15 protein-coding genes and 2 tRNA genes are annotated in these 17,767 nt (G+C 56.9%); 1 reads left to right on the top strand and 16 read right to left on the bottom strand.

Features of this window, described 5'->3' with window-relative positions; all coding sequences use genetic code 11:
* Nucleotides 1–153 precede the first annotated feature (153 nt).
* From rpsO to rlmE, 14 genes are all read right to left on the bottom strand, one after another.
* On the bottom strand, nt 154–423 hold the full coding sequence (gene rpsO, locus FVV99_RS03095; RefSeq protein ID WP_148252545.1) for a 30S ribosomal protein S15: 270 nt from the start codon (nt 421–423) through the stop codon (nt 154–156).
* Nucleotides 424–558: 135 nt separating this feature from the next.
* Nucleotides 559–1,485, bottom strand: a complete 927-nt coding sequence (truB, locus tag FVV99_RS03090; RefSeq protein WP_148252544.1) for a tRNA pseudouridine(55) synthase TruB — start codon at nt 1,483–1,485, stop codon at nt 559–561.
* Complete coding sequence (gene rbfA / locus FVV99_RS03085) at nt 1,485–1,892, bottom strand: 30S ribosome-binding factor RbfA (RefSeq protein WP_148252543.1); 408 nt, start codon at nt 1,890–1,892, stop codon at nt 1,485–1,487. Before rbfA ends, truB begins: the two co-directional genes overlap by 1 nt.
* Nucleotides 1,893–1,903: 11 nt before the next feature.
* Nucleotides 1,904–4,531: a translation initiation factor IF-2 gene (gene infB / locus FVV99_RS03080; RefSeq protein WP_148252542.1), complete on the bottom strand. Its 2,628-nt coding sequence runs from the start codon at nt 4,529–4,531 to the stop codon at nt 1,904–1,906.
* A 27-nt stretch (nt 4,532–4,558) separates the two neighbouring features.
* Nucleotides 4,559–6,052 (bottom strand): transcription termination factor NusA, encoded by a 1,494-nt coding sequence (nusA, locus tag FVV99_RS03075; RefSeq protein WP_148252541.1) that lies wholly within the window; start codon nt 6,050–6,052, stop codon nt 4,559–4,561.
* Nucleotides 6,053–6,092: 40 nt separating this feature from the next.
* Nucleotides 6,093–6,551 (bottom strand): ribosome maturation factor RimP, encoded by a 459-nt coding sequence (rimP, locus tag FVV99_RS03070; RefSeq protein ID WP_148252540.1) that lies wholly within the window; start codon nt 6,549–6,551, stop codon nt 6,093–6,095.
* Between the two features lie 200 nt (nt 6,552–6,751).
* Nucleotides 6,752–6,828: transfer RNA gene (locus FVV99_RS03065), tRNA-Met, on the bottom strand.
* Nucleotides 6,829–6,924: 96 nt separating this feature from the next.
* Nucleotides 6,925–7,011: transfer RNA gene (locus FVV99_RS03060), tRNA-Leu, on the bottom strand.
* A 41-nt stretch (nt 7,012–7,052) separates the two neighbouring features.
* Nucleotides 7,053–7,412, bottom strand: a complete 360-nt coding sequence (secG, locus tag FVV99_RS03055; protein ID WP_148252539.1) for a preprotein translocase subunit SecG — start codon at nt 7,410–7,412, stop codon at nt 7,053–7,055.
* Nucleotides 7,413–7,416: 4 nt separating this feature from the next.
* Complete coding sequence (gene tpiA, locus FVV99_RS03050; protein WP_148252538.1) at nt 7,417–8,169, bottom strand: triose-phosphate isomerase; 753 nt, start codon at nt 8,167–8,169, stop codon at nt 7,417–7,419.
* A 104-nt stretch (nt 8,170–8,273) separates the two neighbouring features.
* Nucleotides 8,274–9,620, bottom strand: coding sequence for a phosphoglucosamine mutase (glmM, locus tag FVV99_RS03045; protein WP_148252537.1), 1,347 nt, complete (start codon nt 9,618–9,620; stop codon nt 8,274–8,276).
* The gene (gene folP / locus FVV99_RS03040; protein WP_456236711.1) at nt 9,617–10,480 is read right to left on the bottom strand and encodes a dihydropteroate synthase; all 864 of its coding nucleotides are present in this window, start codon (nt 10,478–10,480) and stop codon (nt 9,617–9,619) included. Before folP ends, glmM begins: the two co-directional genes overlap by 4 nt.
* A gap of 157 nt (nt 10,481–10,637) precedes the next feature.
* Nucleotides 10,638–12,617 (bottom strand): ATP-dependent zinc metalloprotease FtsH, encoded by a 1,980-nt coding sequence (ftsH, locus tag FVV99_RS03035; RefSeq protein ID WP_148252536.1) that lies wholly within the window; start codon nt 12,615–12,617, stop codon nt 10,638–10,640.
* A gap of 189 nt (nt 12,618–12,806) precedes the next feature.
* Nucleotides 12,807–13,481, bottom strand: coding sequence for a 23S rRNA (uridine(2552)-2'-O)-methyltransferase RlmE (rlmE, locus tag FVV99_RS03030; protein WP_148252535.1), 675 nt, complete (start codon nt 13,479–13,481; stop codon nt 12,807–12,809).
* A gap of 139 nt (nt 13,482–13,620) precedes the next feature.
* Between rlmE and FVV99_RS03025 the strand changes: the two genes are divergently transcribed.
* A complete protein-coding gene (locus FVV99_RS03025) occupies nt 13,621–13,947 on the top strand; it encodes a YhbY family RNA-binding protein (protein ID WP_148252534.1) in 327 nt (108 codons plus the stop codon).
* An 81-nt stretch (nt 13,948–14,028) separates the two neighbouring features.
* Here the strand turns inward: FVV99_RS03025 and greA are convergent, their stop codons facing one another.
* Nucleotides 14,029–14,505: a transcription elongation factor GreA gene (gene greA / locus FVV99_RS03020; RefSeq protein WP_148252533.1), complete on the bottom strand. Its 477-nt coding sequence runs from the start codon at nt 14,503–14,505 to the stop codon at nt 14,029–14,031.
* Entirely contained in the window at nt 14,502–17,732 is a 3,231-nt protein-coding gene (gene carB / locus FVV99_RS03015) for a carbamoyl-phosphate synthase large subunit (protein ID WP_148252532.1), read from the bottom strand. The genes greA and carB overlap by 4 nt, the downstream gene beginning before the upstream one ends.
* Nucleotides 17,733–17,767 lie beyond the last annotated feature (35 nt).

Genomic DNA, 17,767 nt, shown 5'->3' with positions numbered 1-17,767 from the left:
ATTCAGAGCCACACATAGCTGCAAAAACCCTGGTGCCAAACGCGACAGGCAGCCCATGTCAGGGCTGCCTGTCGTGAAGGTACCAGGTGCATGCATTAGCCGGCCTGGAAGCAGGGCTTGCAAGAAGCCCCTCTTGAATTGTCGTCCGCCAAATCAGCGACGCAGTCCAAGGCGCTGGATAATCGACTGATAGCGCTCATAGTCCTTGCGCTTGATGTAATCAAGCAATTTGCGGCGCTGGTTGACCATCCGGATCAACCCACGGCGAGAGTGGTGATCCTGCTTATTGGTCTTGAAGTGATCCTGCAAGCCATCGATGTTGGCCGTCAACAGAGCCACTTGCACTTCCGGGGAGCCGGTATCGGTATCGCTATGGCCGTATTGCTTGACGATTTCGGCCTTCTTTTCAGCAGTTAATGCCATCTGTTACTCCAGTATGCAATATGCCTGAATGATGAGTGTTGGAGACCACGCATATTTGCAGTCTCCTGCTAGCTAATGGCCATATTGATTTCCATTGGCCACCTGAGGAGAAAAGCGATCGTCTCGCTCTTCCCATTATGCACCGCTGACAACATCGTCAGCGGTATTCCTCAGGCGGTGGGGCACCACTTGCCCCACCGCCTTGATCCTGCCCAACCCAAGAAAGGCAGCATCATGATAGAGTCGAACCAGCGTGTCAGGCTCAAGATCCTGAGCCTCGACCTTGCCGGACTGTCCATGCAACAGGCTGGACGCTGCCCCATCCTTGAGTGCCAGCCAGGGTAAGTGCACAACCAGGGAATCCACCGGTAACAACATCGCTTCGCGATCGGATGGGCTACGCTCGAGTTCCGGAAACACTTTCATGCCGGCACTATCGAAAGGACCACTCTTGAGCCGCCGTAATGCCGTCAGATGAGCACCGCAACCCAGATAGCGGCCGATATCTTCAGCCAGCGTTCGGATATACGTGCCCTTGCTACAAGAAACCTCCAGCTCTATCGCTTCGGCATCGTGTGACAACAGACGCGTATCATAAACCGTCACATGACGTACTGCACGTTCGATTGTCTTTCCTTCACGAGCCAGTTCATACAGGGGCCTGCCATTGTGTTTCAGGGCAGAGTGCATCGGCGGCACTTGCTCTATATCCCCCTGGAACTGGATCAGCACTGCTTCCACACTCTCTGATGTAAGCGGCGGCACCTCGTGGCGCTCGACGACATCGCCCTCGGCATCACCCGTCGTTGTGGTTTCCCCTAAACGAATCCGTGCCCGATACACCTTGTCCGCTTCCAACAGATAGGAAGAAAACTTGGTGGCTTCACCAAAGCATATCGGCAACAACCCCGTGGCCATCGGGTCCAGGGTGCCGGTATGCCCTGCCTTCTGAGCGCGAAACAGACGCCGCACACGCTGCAAGGCATGATTACTCGACATATCGGTAGGCTTGTCGAGTAACAATACGCCATTGACCGGCACTCCTCGACGACGCCTGGCCATCAGTGATGCTCTCCACCGCCATTCTCTTCATCGTCTTCGCCGTGACGATGCCTGTCACTTGCCACCGCCTCATCGATCAACGAGGAGAGCTTTTCGCCGCGAACGATGCTTTCGTCATAATGAAAGCGCAACTCAGGAACATGGCGCAGTTTGATACGCCGAGCAATCTGGCTCCGCAGAAAACCTCGGGCACGTGCCAAGACCCCAAGGTTCTCCTCGATACGCGCGAGATCATTTTCTCCCAGCAGCGTGATGTAGATATCCGCATAGCCGAGATCACGGCTTACCGTAACACCACTAATCGTTACCATACCCAGGCGCGGATCCTTGATCTCGCGCTGGATGAGGACCGCCAACTCTTTTTGCAGCTGATCAGCAACGCGGTCGGTTCGTTTGAATTCGCGCATAGGGGGCCGCCTTAAAGACTACGTTCGACCTTGACCTGATCGAATACTTCGATCTTGTCGCCGACCTGAACGTCATTGTAGTTCTTGACCCCGATACCACATTCCATGCCGTTGCGGACCTCGTTGACATCGTCCTTATAGCGACGCAGTGATTCGAGTTCACCTTCGTAAATGACAACGTTCTCACGCAGGACACGAATCTTCTTGTGGCGGTAGACATTACCTTCCAGCACCATGCAGCCTGCCACGGCACCGATCTTGGGCGCTCGGAAAACATCACGAACTTCCGCCACACCAATGATATCTTCTTTCCATTCGGGCGCCAGCATGCCACTCATGGCCTGCTTGACTTCATCGACGAGATTGTAGATCACGCTGTAATAACGTAGATCCAATCCTTCGCGCTCGATGATTTCTCGGGCAGAAGCATCAGCCCGGACGTTAAACCCGACCACGATGGCATCACTTGCCAATGCCAAGTTGGCATCGGTGCCCGTGATACCGCCGACACCCGAAGAGACGACAGCGACTTGGACTTCATCGGTCGACAAGTCTTCCAATGCGCTTCTGATCGCCTCCAGTGACCCTTGTACATCGGCCTTGAGCACGATGTTGACCTTGGCCACCTCTTCTTGGCCCATCTGGCTGAACATATTTTCCAGCTTGGCCTTTTGCTGACGAGCCAGGCGCACCTCGCGATATTTACCCTGACGGAAGTTGGCAACTTCACGCGCTTTTCGCTCATCGGCCACGACCATGAAGTCGTCACCGGCATCCGGCGTACCATCCAGTCCCTGAATCTCGACCGGCATGGCAGGGCCAACTTCCTCAACCTGCTGAGCAAGTTCATTGGACAGAGCGCGGACGCGTCCATAGTGAAGACCGGCCAACACAATATCGCCTTTCTTCAAGGTGCCATTCTGTACCAGAACCGTGGCTACCGGACCACGACCTTTATCAAGGCGTGACTCGACTACCACCCCTTTGGCAGGGGCTTCGGGAACGGCCTTGAGCTCCAACACTTCGGAAACCAGCAACACGGCTTCCAGCAGCTCATCGATACCATCACCGGTCTGAGCCGAGACGTAAACGAACTGGGTATCGCCCCCCCACTCCTCGGAGATAACGCCATGCTGCGACAACTCGTTCTTGACACGGTCAGGGTCGGCGCCCTCCTTGTCCATCTTGTTGACGGCAACCACGATCGGGACTTCCGCCGCTTTGGAGTGATCGATCGCCTCGATCGTCTGTGGCATGACACCATCGTCAGCTGCCACCACCAGAATGACGACGTCCGTCGCTTTGGCACCGCGGGCACGCATTGCCGTGAAAGCAGCATGGCCGGGCGTATCCAGGAACGTGACATCGCCATTGTCGTGTTCGACGTGATAGGCCCCGATATGCTGAGTGATACCACCAGCTTCGCCTGTCGCCACCTTGGTGCGACGAATATAGTCGAGCAGCGACGTCTTACCATGGTCGACGTGCCCCATGACCGTCACGACCGGTGCACGAGTGATCTCCTCACCTTCATAGGAGATACCTTCCAGCACTTCCTCTTCCAGAGCATCATCTTTGACCAGCTTGGGTTTGTGCCCCATTTCCTCGACGACGATGACTGCCGTTTCCTGGTCAATCGTCTGGTTGATGGTCACCGCGGCACCCATGGTGAACATCGTCTTGATGACTTCGTTGGCCTTGATCGACATCTTGTCGGCCAAGTCGGCAACACTGATCGACTCGGGGATAGACACTTCACGGACGATCGGCTGAGTCGGCTTCTGGAAGCCATGCTTGCCACCACCCCCATCGCGACCACCACGCCGGCTTCCGCGGCGCTCGGCACGCTTGGCCTTTTTGCCCCCGCGACGACGTTCTTCACGATCACTGCGATCCTCATCGTCGCTACGGCCATGCCGACCTTTCTTGCCGGATGCTTTCTTGGGGGCGGCACGTCGTGTATCGCCGCGTGGCTCCTTGGGAGGCGCATTGACGGTTTCCTGCGGCTCACTGGTTTCCTCGAGTTCAGGCACGGGAATCTCAGGTTCAGCCGGAATGGTATCCGCACCCTCCGACACCGCCGGCTCATTCGTCTCGCCGGGCTGCGAGTCAGCTTGTGGCTGTGGTGTTTCAGCAACGGGTTCTGCCGACTCAGTCGAGGCACCCGCGTCTGCGGCTGTCTCTTCTGTCGCTTGCTCCGTTTCCTGGGCTTGAGCGGCTTCCTGCTGTTCCAGTGCCGCAGCAGCTGCTTGCTGCTGCGAATCCGCCATGTCACCCACCAATTGACGCGGTCCGGCCTCTTCCGGCTGGGAATGCGCCGCGGCCTGTTCCGCCTCCTGCTCTTCCTCGCCACGCTTCACATAAGTTCGCTTCTTGCGGACCTGGACTTCGATAGTCTTGCCGCGGTCACCAGAGCGGATACGGCTCTTGGTCTTGCGTGTCAACGTGATTCGGTTACGCGATCCGCTACCGCCACCATGACTTTTAGTCAGGTAATCCAGCAAGCGCTGCTTGTCCTCTTCGGACACGGCATCACCCTCGGACGTATGCGGAAGTCCGGCTTCTTTCATCTGCTCGAGTAGGCGGGGCACTTCACGCCCCACCTTGACTGCAAAATCTTTAACGGTCATTTCTGACATTACGACCCTCCTGAGCCCGTGACCAGTTTACTGTTCGCTCTCGAACCAGGGCGCACGGGCAGTCATGATCAGTGCTGCGGCGCGCTCTTCATCCATACCGTCAATATCCTTGAGATCATCAACGGACTGTTCGGCAAGGTCCTCCATGGTAACGATGCCGCGACTGGCCAGGATGAAGGCCAGGTGGCGCTCCATTCCGTCCATGTCAAGGAGGTCATCTGCCGGTTGAGCACCATCCAGGGCTTCCTCGGAGGCGATCGCGAGATTGAGAAGTTCATCTTTGGCGCGCGCACGCAATTCTTCGACGAGATCTTCGTCGAACTCTTCGATTTCAAGCATCTCTTCAAGCGGTACGTAAGCCACTTCTTCAAGCGATGTGAACCCTTCTTCGACCAACACTCGTGCCAGTGATTCGTCGACCTCGAGATGATTGATAAAATGCTCGACCAAGCTGTCGATCTCTTGCTCACGCTTGCCTTCGGCTTCATCTTCGGTCATCACGTTGAGCTTCCACCCCGTCAACTCCGAAGCCAGCCGCACGTTCTGACCATTGCGCCCAATAGCCTGAGCCAGATTGTCTTCGCCAACGGCGACATCCATCGAGTGGTTATCCTCATCCACGAGAATCGAGGCTACATCCGCCGGAGCCATGGCGTTGATCACCAACTGAGCCGGGTTGTCATCCCAAAGGACGATATCGACACGTTCATTTTGCAGTTCAGTGGAAACGGCTTGAACTCGTGACCCACGCATACCGACACAGGCCCCCACAGGATCAATGCGGCGATCATTGGTCTTGACGGCAATTTTAGCGCGCGATCCCGGATCCCGTGAGGCGCCCTTGATCTCGATGAGCTGTTCGGCAATTTCCGGTACTTCGATCTTGAACAATTCAATGATCAATTGAGGACTGATACGCGACAGGATCAATTGCGACCCTCGTGCATCCGCATCGACCTTGACCAGCAAGGCGCGCACGCGTTCGTTCATCCGGTAACGCTCACCGGGAATCATTTCACCGCGTGGCAGGAACGCCTCCGCGTTCTCGCCCAAATCAATGACGAGCCCATCGCGGGTCGTCTTCTTGACGATCCCGGCAACCAATTCTCCTTCACGGTCCATGTACTGACGCACGACCTCGGCACGCTCCGCGTCGCGCACTTTCTGCACGATCACCTGCTTTGCAGTCTGGGCGGCAATTCGGCCGAAGACAGCATTCTCGATACGCTCTTCGACGACATCACCCAATGCCAAAGGCGGATCCCGTTGCTCGGCGATGGACTGCTTGATCTCGTAGTCCGGTGTCTCGAACTCGTCATCGTCAACCACTGTCCAGTAACGGAATGTCTCGTAGTCGCCAGTCTGGCGATCGATCTTCACGCGAACCGCTGCTTCTTCATTGTTGAAACGCTTGCGGGACGCACTGGCCAAGGCGGATTCCACCGCCTCGAAAATCACGTCGCGGGGCACGCCCTTTTCATTCGAGATCGCGTCCACGACCATCAGTATTTCTTTGCTCATGCCATTGCCTCGCCAGAAAAGCCGTCCTTACATAACGAAGTCAGTCGTCAAACTGGGGAACTACCCGCGCCTGATCGATGGATTCGATGGGAAAACAATACTCCTCGCCGTCGAGCTGCAGCAGCACTTCATCGCCCTCGACACCGGCCAGAAGGCCCTGAAATTTGCGTCTACCGTCAAAAGGCGTGCGCAGCTTGAGAGCCGCCACATGCCCTTCGTAACGAGCAAACTGCTCGAGAGTGAACAACGGCCGATCCATTCCCGGCGACGACACTTCAAGACGATACTCACCAGCCACCGGGTCCTCGACATCAAGCATAGCGCTGACTTGGCGGCTAACATCAGCGCAATCGTCCACTGATACACCGTCAGCGCCATCAATATAGATCACCACACGGGGATACTTGCCCTGAAAGCGCATGACTCCCCAGAGTTCGAAGCCCATCGCCGTTACCACTGGCTCTATAAGTGTGGTTAGCGCCGTATCCTTGATTGCCACAGACAAAAACTCCCACAGCCGTTGCGTCAGGCACCTGGCCAGGAGATGAAAGGAAGCTAGGTGGCTGATTGGCGTGATCTCAGCACAGCCTGCCAACAGGAGTACCGCCAACAGATGAGCTGCTAACAAAAAGCCCCTTCGGCTGGAAGGGGCTCTTTACAAGAAACCTTTCACACCAAGTTGGCCAAGACTCGCCAAAATGGTAGCGGGGACCGGATTCGAACCGATGACCTTCGGGTTATGAGCCCGACGAGCTACCAGACTGCTCCACCCCGCATCACAGGTCGGCGAGTTTACAAAACATCGCCTGATATGTCAAGTTTGGCTGATACCAATCTTGGATTCGAAGTGACTCCAGCAAAATCACTTTCGATGGTGCCGAAGGCGGGACTTGAACCCGCACGACCGTAAGGTCACTACCCCCTCAAGATAGCGTGTCTACCAATTCCACCACTTCGGCATCGACTATCCGCACTGGACCGACAACACGACTACGCGCTGTCAATTGCTGCTATCTTCCAGCACTGGCGCGGCATTATCCTCTTCACTTGCGCTTTCGTCAACCTCTGGCGCGGCATTGCGCTCCTCGATGACTTCCGCGTCAGGAATGCCTTCCACCTGGACTTCACCAGCCTGAGAGGCGAAATAGGCTAGCGTCAGCGACGTTACGAAAAACGCCGCTGCCAGAAGTGCGGTCACCTTGGCAAGAAAACTCCCGCTACCGCGAGACCCAAAGACAGTTTGAGATGCACCACCGCCAAACGCGGCCCCGGCTTCGGCCCCTTTGCCCTGTTGTAACAAGATCATCACGACCAAGGCGATAGCAATCGCCACATGAATCATAAGAACGGCAACTTGCATGCAATTAACCTGCTGACTGACAAATGGCTAGAAAATCGTCGACCTGGAGTGAAGCTCCCCCTATCAGGCCGCCGTCGATATCCGGCTGCGTGAGCAGCTCGGTGGCATTGGCAGCCTTCATGCTGCCGCCGTACAGTAAGCGAAGGCCTTCGGCCAGCGCTTCAGAGTAGGTCTTGTTGACGTGACTCCGGATCGAGGCATGTACCGCTTGTGCCTGTTCGGGGGTCGCCGTCTTTCCAGTCCCGATCGCCCAGACGGGTTCGTAAGCCACTACCAACCGTTCCCGCGCGCGTGCTTCCAGACCCGCCAGAACGGCATCAACCTGCCCCAAGACTACCGACTCCGTATCCCCCGCATCGCGCTCTTCCAGAGTCTCGCCTACACAGACAATAGGCACCAGGCCGACATCCACGGCGGCAACCACCCGCGCCAGCACGGCCGCGTCGTCCTCCTGGAACAGGGCACGTCGCTCGGAGTGCCCCACGAGCACGTAACGCGCCTCGAACTCAGCCAGCATCGGGCCGCTTACTTCTCCCGTGAAAGCGCCAGCAGCCTGGTCATGAAGCGTTTGCCCCCCCCAAGCCATCGGAGTATCGGCAAAGGCTCGCCGGGCAGCGTCCAGATAGGGCGCGGGGACCATCAGCGCGACCTCTACGTTTAAAGGCAAGTCCGTCTCGGAACATGCCTCGCCGAAGCGATCGATCAGCGACAATGACCCATTCATTTTCCAGTTACCGGCGATCAACGGCTTGCGCATGAGGGATCCCCTTATCCAAGTGGAGCGAAATGGTATCGGAGCCGCCCTATCATGACAACAACAGCATCGCAACAGTCAGCCAGCGTACTCCGCTCGCAGCCCTGCTATGTCAACAACGATTCCACATCGCTGGCTAGTCGTCTTGCCAGCCCCTCGACATCAAGATGAGGGCGGCCTTCGACCATGATACGAATCAATGGCTCTGTCCCGGAAGGACGAAGCAGGACGCGCCCTTCATCGCCCAGCTCTTTCTCAAGAGCGGTCAGCGAGGCCTTGAGCTCGTTGCTTTCCAGCAATGACGCTCGATTGGTCTGTGGTGCAAGGCGGACATTGACCAATGCCTGAGGCGCTTTCTCGAATCCATTCAGTAACTGAGCCAATGGCACGCCCTCTCGCATCATGACTGACAGAACCTGCAATGCAGAGACGATACCATCTCCCGTTGTCTGTACATGACCACAGACAATATGCCCGGAAGACTCACCGCCCAGGTGCCAGCCATTAGCCTGCATGCGCTCCATGACATAACGATCACCGACCTTGGCACGTTCGAACGGAACATCCATCGACGCCAATGCAGCCGCAAGGCCAAAATTGGACATCAGCGTCCCGACGACACCGCCACCCAATTCACCGCGCGTATGACGGTCCCGGGCTATCAAGAACAGAATATCGTCGCCATCTATCTCGCGCCCATCGGCATCCACGAGCAATACCCGGTCACCATCGCCGTCGAAGGCGACTCCCAGATCGGCGCCAGCAGAAATCACGGCAGCTCGCAGCGCCGCAGGATGAGTCGATCCAACGGCCTGATTGATGTTGAGACCATCCGGATTGGCGCCGACCAGGCTGACGTCAGCACCCAACTCCCGGAATACATTGGGAGCAATATGGTAAGTGGCACCATGTGCACAATCGAGCACGACTTTCAAACCGTATAAATTGACACGATCCGGAATCGTCGACTTGCAGAATTCGATATAGCGCCCGGCAGCATCGTCAATACGTACCGCCTTGCCCAATTGATCCGCAGCCACCGTTTCCAACGGTTTATCGAGTTCGTGTTCGATACGATCCTCGATCTCATCCGGCAGTTTGGTCCCCTCGGCAGAAAAGAACTTGATGCCATTGTCACCATGAGGATTGTGGGATGCCGAGATCACGATGCCCGCATCGGCACGAAAGGTACGCGTCAAATAGGCGATCCCCGGAGTCGGCATCGGTCCAAGCAAGGAGACATCCACACCGGCAGCCGACAGACCGGCCTCCAACGCCGATTCGAACATGTAACCGGAAATCCGCGTATCCTTGCCAATCAAGACCTTGGCCCGTCCCTCCCGGGAAAGAACACGTCCCATCGCCCAGCCCAACTTGAGCATGAAATCCGCAGTGATCGGATACTGTCCCACGGTGCCGCGAATGCCGTCCGTTCCGAAATAACGTCTTGTCATGGCTCCAAGCCTTCCTGTAGCACAGCCCAAGTCATATTGGCAGCATCCACGGTGGGGCCGACATCGTGAACGCGCAAGAGGCGAGCTCCTCGTTCTACGGCAAGCGTGGCCAACGCCAAACCGCCTGGCAAACGCTCTTCTACTGGACGTTCCAGCACCTTGCCGATCATGCTCTTGCGTGACATGCCGGCCAGCAAGGGGAGGCCCAGGCTTTGCAGGGCATCCATCCTGTTGAGCAGACGCAAGTTATGTTCCACCGTCTTGCCAAAGCCGAACCCTGGATCCAGGATCAATCGATCCCGCTGCAGACCGACGGCTTCACAAGCCTCGATCCGCTCGGCCAGGAAGCGACTGACAGCGTCTTCTATGTCTTCATCATAGTAGGGAGAATCCTGCATATCCCCTGGTTCCCCCACCATGTGCATGATGCACACCGGCAGGCCACTCCGTGCTGCGGCCTGCAAAGCGCCTTCGCGACGCAACGCACGAACGTCATTGAGCATCCCTGCTCCTAGCGCCGCAGCTTCCGTCATCACTTCAGGGGCACTGGTATCCACTGAAACTAGCGCATCGAGTTCTCTGACCAGCACTTCAATGACCGGCGCGACACGATCGAGTTCCTGTTGAGGCGTGACAGGAGACGCTCCCGGCCGCGTCGACTCCCCCCCTACGTCGACCATGGCAGCCCCCTGTGCCAGCATGCCCTCGGCATGACGTAACGCGTCATCCACGGCAATATGGCGCCCACCATCGGAAAACGAGTCCGGCGTTACATTGAGAACGCCCATGACCCGTGGGAAGGAAATATCCAATCTATGCCGACCACAATGCAGCATATCCATAGGCGACTCTACGTTCATGCCCCTCCTATCCTACCACTAGCTTGCGATAAACATCGGCTTGGAGACTCACTGTCGGCAACACCAGCATGTGACATCTCAGCATTATACGTAACAGGGCGCCGAGAAAGGCGCCCTGTTACATCTTGCCATCAGCAGTTACCGACGGCAGCTACCATCAATGGCCAGCAGGCCCACCTAGCGGATCCGAAGGTCGCCGCCGCGGTCCCTCATCGTCCTCTGCCTCATCACCGTTATCGGATTGAGGCTCTTCGGGCTCAACGGCAGGTTTACCAGTGACCGGCGAACCACCATCCGAATCATCACCATGCCAATCCTGGGGAGGACGCGGCTTGCGGCCATCCATGATATCCTTGAGTTGGTCGGCATCGATGGTTTCGTACTGAACCAGCGCCTCGGCCATCGCATCCAGTTTGTCGCGGTTATCCTCCAGGATCTGACGAGCCTGGGCATAGCATTCATCGATGATACGGCGCACTTCTTTATCAAGGCGGGTCGTCGTTTCACCGGACTTGAGCTTATTGCCCTGACCAGGGCCACCCAGGAATTGATGGGATTCATCCTCATCATACATGACCGGCCCCATCTCGTCGGATAACCCCCATTTGGCAACCATATTGTGAGCCAACTCAGTGGCACGCTTGATATCGTTGGAGGCTCCCGTCGTCACACCATTGGGCCCTAGCGTCATCTCCTCGGCAATACGACCGCCAAACAGTGAGCAGATCTGGCTGATGATCTGTTGCCGCGACAAGCTGTAACGATCCTCTTCCGGCAAGAACATCGTCACACCAAGGGCGCGGCCACGAGGAATGATGCTCACCTTGTAGACTGGGTCATGCTCGGGCATCACCAGACCGATGATCGCATGCCCGGACTCATGGTAAGCGGTATTGAGCTTATCTTTCTCGGTCATGACCATCGAACGGCGCTCGGCGCCCATCATGATCTTATCCTTGGCGAGCTCCAGCTCATCCATGCTTACCAGGCGCTTGTTACGGCGTGCAGCAAATAACGCAGCCTCATTGACCAGGTTAGCCAGATCGGCACCTGAGAAACCGGGCGTACCACGAGCGATGAACTGTGGTTTGACATCGTCGCCGAGCGGGACTTTGCGCAAATGCACGCCCAGGATATGTTCACGCCCGCGAATATCGGGCAACGGCACAGTAACCTGACGGTCGAAGCGGCCAGGTCGCAGCAACGCAGGGTCCAACACATCAGGACGGTTAGTGGCTGCGATAACGATGACGCCTTCATTGGCTTCAAAGCCATCCATTTCAACCAACAGTTGATTCAGCGTCTGTTCACGCTCGTCATTGCCACCACCCATGCCGGCGCCACGCGAACGTCCCACAGCGTCAATCTCATCGATGAAAATGATGCAGGGCGCCTGCTTCTTGGCTTGCTCGAACATGTCGCGCACCCGCGAAGCACCGACACCGACAAACATCTCGACGAAATCGGAACCGGAAATCGAGAAGAACGGCACTTTCGCCTCACCGGCGATGGATTTCGCCAGTAGGGTCTTCCCCGTCCCTGGAGGCCCGACCATCAACACACCACGGGGAATGGTACCCCCCAGGCGCTGGAACTTGGTCGGATCACGCAGGAAGTCGACCAGTTCCTCGACTTCCTCCTTGGCCTCGTCACAACCAGCGACATCGGAAAAGGTCGTCTTGACCTGATCGTGACTCAACAGTTTGGCCTTGGATTTGCCGAAACTCATCGGGCCGCCTTTGCCACTGGCACCACCTTGCATCTGACGCATGAAGAACATGAAGATCGCCAGAATGATAAGGATCGGGAAGCTGGCGATCAGCAAGCGTGTCCACAAGCTCTGCTGCTCGGGCTCCTTACCAACCACGGTCACGTCGTTGGCGAGCAAGTCATCCATCAGCTTGGGATCTTCTGCTGCGGGACGGATAGTCTGGAACTGCGACCCATCAGTGCGCTCACCCGTTACCGTGTAACCATCGATGGTGACACTGCGGATCTGATTGTCCTGTACCTGCTCGACGAACTGTGAATAGTTCATCGCCTGTGGAGAGTTGTCCACACTGAAGTTGTTGAACACCGTCAGCAGAACTGCCGCGATGACCAACCACAGGATCAGGTTTTTCGCCATATCGTTCAAGGGAGTACCCTCATTGCCAAAATCGCTCTGCCAGCTTTCATGGTGTTTGACATTACCCAACCTGGCAGCGTTCCACCATTCGTTTGGACGTATCAGGGTGACATACCCACTGTCCACTGTCTGTCTATCGATACGTTAGTTCGTAGCTATCCCTCTCAACAACCCGAATGCCTCATTTACTGCTACCAGTCAACTCAGAGGGGACTCGCCCCGGAATCGCTCAGCCAGCAGATACACTTCTTTCGACCTGTCGCGTGATGCCTGCGGCTTGCGTGTAACCACTCTATCGAACCCCAGACGCAACGTCTTCAGATAATCGTCGAAACCTTCCCCCTGGAAGACCTTGACAAGCAAGCCGCCACCCGGTGACAACACCTGCTGTGCCAGCGCCAACGTCAACTCGCAAAGGTACATGGCCTGCGGTTGATCGATTGCCGCCATACCACTCATATTGGGGGCCATATCCGATATCACAAGGTCTACCGGACGATTCTCGAGAGAATCCAGAATCGCATCGAGCACCTCATCCTCGGTAAAGTCCCCCTGGATGAAGGTGACTCCCGGGACTGGATCGATCTCCAGAATATCCGACGCCACGACACATCCGGTGTCCCCTACACGCTCAGCGGCAATCTGGCTCCAGCCTCCCGGTGCCGCTCCCAGGTCGATGACGGTCATCCCCGGTCGGAACAGCGTGTCCTTGGCATCGACCTCAAGCAGCTTGTAACTGGCTCGACTGCGATAACCATCCTGCCAGCTGCGCTGCACATAGGGGTCATCGAAATGCTCCTTGAGCCAGCCGGCACGACGCTTACCACTCCCACCGTGCTTAGATGACTTACTGGAATGGGATGAACGTGTCACACCCCCCCCTGAATGCTGAAATGTCCAATCACCGACAACCGAATACCGTGGGTAGGAAGAAGCCGACGACACGCCTTTCGCTATGGCAGCTTTCGCCTTACCATGGCGCCTCGGGCAATATAGGAACCGTTACAATACCATGAGCTTGTCACAGCAACAAAAGAAAGCACTACGCCGCATCGGCCATCATCTGCACCCTATCGTCGCGGTCTCCGAGCACGGTATCTCCGAAGGCTTGCAGAACGAGCTCGAACGTGCGCTCAATGACCATGAGTTGATAAAGGTCAAGCTTGCACTTCCCGACCGCGAGGGACGCGCCGCTATGCTGGAACAACTTCTCGCCGACAGCGGTGCCGAGGCGGTTCAGACCATCGGGAAGGTGGCGCTGCTCTATCGCGCCAACCCGCAGGCCGACCCCAAGCTGTCGAATATCCAGCGCTTCGAGAACCATCACGGGCGGCGCTAGAACGCCGGACAACGAGCAAACGCACGACGACTTCGCAAAAAGCCCGCAACATGATCGTCGCGGGCTTTTTCAGGGCATCGTTCAGAGATGCTCGATACTGCCGATCTCGTATTCGACCTCACCACCTGGGGTCTTGACCACGACCACGTCACCCTCTTCCTTGCCAATCAGGGCACGGGCAATGGGTGACGTCACCGAGATCATGCCGGACTTGATATCAGCTTCGTCCTCACCCACGATTCGATAACTCACCTCTTCATCGGTATCCAGGTTGACCAGCTCGACCGTGACGCCGAAGATCACCTTGCCGGTCTTTGGTAGTTTGGTCACATCAATGACCTGGGCGCTAGCGAGCTTGCCTTCGATTTCCTGAATGCGCCCCTCGATGAATCCCTGCTGCTCACGCGCGGCATGGTATTCGGCATTCTCCTTGAGGTCGCCGTGCTCACGCGCTTCGGCAATCGCATTGATCACCTGGGGCCGTTCGACGCCCTTGAGCTGTTCCAGCTCCTCACGCAGGCGCGCCTCGCCTGCGACGGTCATCGGCACCTTGTTCATTGACTTGCTCCTGCATGCAGTTCTTGTAGCCGCCGCACGGAAATCTCCTTGCCATATTCCAACGCCATACACACAGCGCGGGCGCCCGCCAGCGTTGTGGCATAAGGCACCTTGCGCGCCAAGGCAGTACGACGGATCACCGACGAGTCGCTGATCGCCTGGCGACCCTCGGTAGTGTTAACGATATAGGCCACCTCGTCGTTCTTGAGCAAATCGACGATATGCGGACGCCCTTCGTAGACCTTATTAACAGCCTCGACGGGTAGCCCGGCAGCCTCCAGGGCGTGGGCGGTACCGCGAGTAGCACATAGAGTGAATCCTAATCCTAGCAGAGATTGTGCCACCTCGATAATGCCCGACTTGTCCGGGTCACGTACCGAAAGGAAGGCCTTGCGGTCGCCGTCAAGATTGGGGATGGCCTCTCCTGCCCCCAACTGTGCCTTATAGAAGGCTTCCGCAAAGGTGGAGCCACTCCCCATGACCTCGCCAGTCGACTTCATCTCCGGTGACAGAATGGGGTCAACGCCCGGGAACTTGTTGAACGGGAAGACGGCTTCCTTGACGCTGTAATAGCCGGGCAGCAGTTCTTTTTCGAACCCTTGCTCGGCCAATGTCGTACCGGCCATGCAGCGTGCGGCCACCTGTGCCAGTGATTTGCCAATGCACTTCGACACGAAGGGGACCGTTCGTGATGCACGAGGATTCACCTCGATCACGTAGATTTCACCATCCTGCCAGGCCAGCTGAACATTCATGAGCCCGACGACATTGAGCTCGACGGCCATGCGCTTGACCTGCTCACGCATGCGGTCCTGAACTTCCGGAGGCAGCGAATAGGGTGGCAATGCGCAAGCGGAATCACCTGAGTGCACGCCAGCCTGCTCGATATGCTGCATGATACCGCCGATGACGACCTGCTGACCGTCGGAGACGGCATCGATATCGACCTCTATCGCCGCATTCAGAAAGTGATCCAGCAGCACCGGGCTATCATTGGACACCTTGACGGCATGCGTCATGTAGCCTTCCAGCTCGGAGGCCGTATAAACGATCTCCATGGCTCGACCGCCAAGAACATAGGAGGGTCTTACCACCAACGGATAGCCGATCGCTTCGGCTTTGGAAAAGGCCTCTTCGAAGCTGCGTGCCGTCGCATTGGGCGGCTGCTTGAGACGCAGCTTGTCGATCATTTGCTGGAAGCGCTCGCGATCCTCGGCACGATCGATGGCATCCGGTGTCGTACCGATGATCGGCACACCTGCCGCTTCGAGTTCTCGTGCCAACTTGAGCGGCGTCTGCCCACCAAACTGCACGATCACACCGCAGGGCTGCTCCTTGTCGGCAATCTCGAGCACATCTTCCAGCGTCACGGGCTCAAAATACAGCCGATCAGAGGTATCGTAGTCAGTCGATACCGTTTCCGGGTTACAGTTGACCATGATGGTTTCGTAACCATCGTCACGCATGGCAAGCGACGCATGCACACAGCAATAGTCGAATTCAATGCCTTGCCCGATGCGATTGGGTCCACCGCCCAGCACCATGATTTTCTTTCGGTCGCTGACCTCGGCTTCGCACTCCTCCTCATAGGTGGAATACATATAGGCCGTGCTGGAAGCAAATTCAGCGGCACAGGTATCGACACGCTTATAGACCGGCCGAATATTCAGTTTCTGACGCGTCTTGCGGAATTCCTTCTCGGAGACACCCAGCAGACCGGCCAGGCGGGCATCGGAAAACCCCTTCCGCTTGAGCAGTAACATCTCACGCGCCGAAAATTCAGAAAGTGAATGCTCACTCACTTCGGCTTCCACGCGTATGAGATCTTCAAGTTGCACCAGATACCAGCGATCGACATTGGTCAGGGCAAAGATCTCATCGACACTCATGCCGGCTCGCATAGCATCGGCTATATAAAATATCCGCTCGGCTCCCGGTGTTTGCAGTTCCCCTTTGATTTCCGCCATGACTTCGTCGGTAAAGCGAGTGACCTTGGGATCCAGGCCATCATTACCGGTTTCCAAACCACGCAACGCCTTTTGCAGCGATTCCTGAAAGGTACGGCCGATGGCCATTACCTCGCCGACCGACTTCATCTGCGTGGTCAAACGATCATTGGACTGAGGGAACTTTTCGAAGGTGAAACGCGGAATCTTGGTAACGACATAATCGATCGATGGCTCGAACGACGCTGGCGTCGCTCCCCCCGTGATCTCGTTGGAAAGCTCATCGAGTGTATAGCCCACCGCCAGCTTGGCAGCCACCTTGGCAATGGGAAACCCGGTGGCCTTGGACGCCAGAGCCGACGACCGGGATACACGCGGGTTCATCTCGATGACTACCATGCGACCGGTATTCGGATCGACGCCGAATTGCACATTCGACCCCCCGGTCTCGACACCGATCTCGCGCAGTACCGCGAGAGACGCATCACGCATCCGCTGATACTCCTTGTCGGTCAGCGTCTGCGATGGCGCTACGGTGATCGAATCACCGGTATGCACGCCCATGGGGTCGAAGTTCTCGATCGCACAAACGATGATGCAGTTATCGTGCTTGTCGCGCACGACCTCCATTTCATACTCTTTCCAGCCCAGCAACGACTCGTCAATGAGAAGCTCATTGGTCGGTGAAAGCTCCAACCCACGAGTACATATTTCCTCGAACTCTTCCTTGTTGTAAGCCACACCACCACCGGAGCCCCCCATCGTGAATGACGGACGAATGATGACCGGGAAACCGAGATCGGCCTGGACTTCCCAGGCTTCTTCCATGCTCCGGGCGAACGTCGCCTTGGGACATTCGAGACCGATGTTGCGCATCGCATCATCAAAGCGATGACGATTCTCGGCCTTGTCGATGGTGTCGGCATTGGCACCGATCATTTCGACGCCGTACTGATCCAGCACCCCGTGCTTCTCGAGTTCCAGAGCACAGTTCAGGGCTGTCTGACCGCCCATGGTAGGCAGCAAGGCATCGGGGCGCTCCTTGGCGATGATCTTCTCGACTGCCTCCCAGGTGATCGGCTCGATATAGGTGGCATCGGCCATCACGGGGTCGGTCATGATGGTCGCGGGGTTGGAGTTGACCAGGATCACCCGGTAGCCCTCTTCACGTAAGGCTTTGCAAGCCTGGGCGCCAGAGTAATCGAATTCACAGGCCTGTCCGATGACGATCGGACCGGCGCCGATGATCAGGATGCTTTTGATGTCGGTACGCTTGGGCATGACGGTTCCCGCAGCTAGGATCGGTGAAAAGAACG

This window comes from Aidingimonas lacisalsi (assembly GCF_008079445.1).
Taxonomy (GTDB): Bacteria; Pseudomonadota; Gammaproteobacteria; order Pseudomonadales; family Halomonadaceae; genus Aidingimonas; species Aidingimonas lacisalsi.
This window is presented reverse-complemented; position numbering and strand designations above follow the sequence as displayed.

What these genes read in the sequence shown, in the direction of transcription:
- rpsO (WP_148252545.1), bottom strand. Translation starts at nt 423, where the DNA reads ATGGCATTAACTGCTGAAAAGAAGGCCGAAATCGTCAAGCAATACGGC.
- truB (WP_148252544.1), bottom strand. Translation starts at nt 1,485, where the DNA reads ATGGCCAGGCGTCGTCGAGGAGTGCCGGTCAATGGCGTATTGTTACTC.
- rbfA (WP_148252543.1), bottom strand. Translation starts at nt 1,892, where the DNA reads ATGCGCGAATTCAAACGAACCGACCGCGTTGCTGATCAGCTGCAAAAA.
- infB (WP_148252542.1), bottom strand. Translation starts at nt 4,531, where the DNA reads ATGTCAGAAATGACCGTTAAAGATTTTGCAGTCAAGGTGGGGCGTGAA.
- nusA (WP_148252541.1), bottom strand. Translation starts at nt 6,052, where the DNA reads ATGAGCAAAGAAATACTGATGGTCGTGGACGCGATCTCGAATGAAAAG.
- secG (WP_148252539.1), bottom strand. Translation starts at nt 7,412, where the DNA reads ATGCAAGTTGCCGTTCTTATGATTCATGTGGCGATTGCTATCGCCTTG.
- tpiA (WP_148252538.1), bottom strand. Translation starts at nt 8,169, where the DNA reads ATGCGCAAGCCGTTGATCGCCGGTAACTGGAAAATGAATGGGTCATTG.
- glmM (WP_148252537.1), bottom strand. Translation starts at nt 9,620, where the DNA reads ATGACAAGACGTTATTTCGGAACGGACGGCATTCGCGGCACCGTGGGA.
- folP (WP_456236711.1), bottom strand. Translation starts at nt 10,480, where the DNA reads ATGAACGTAGAGTCGCCTATGGATATGCTGCATTGTGGTCGGCATAGA.
- FVV99_RS03025 (WP_148252534.1), top strand. Translation starts at nt 13,621, where the DNA reads ATGAGCTTGTCACAGCAACAAAAGAAAGCACTACGCCGCATCGGCCAT.
- greA (WP_148252533.1), bottom strand. Translation starts at nt 14,505, where the DNA reads ATGAACAAGGTGCCGATGACCGTCGCAGGCGAGGCGCGCCTGCGTGAG.
- carB (WP_148252532.1), bottom strand. Translation starts at nt 17,732, where the DNA reads ATGCCCAAGCGTACCGACATCAAAAGCATCCTGATCATCGGCGCCGGT.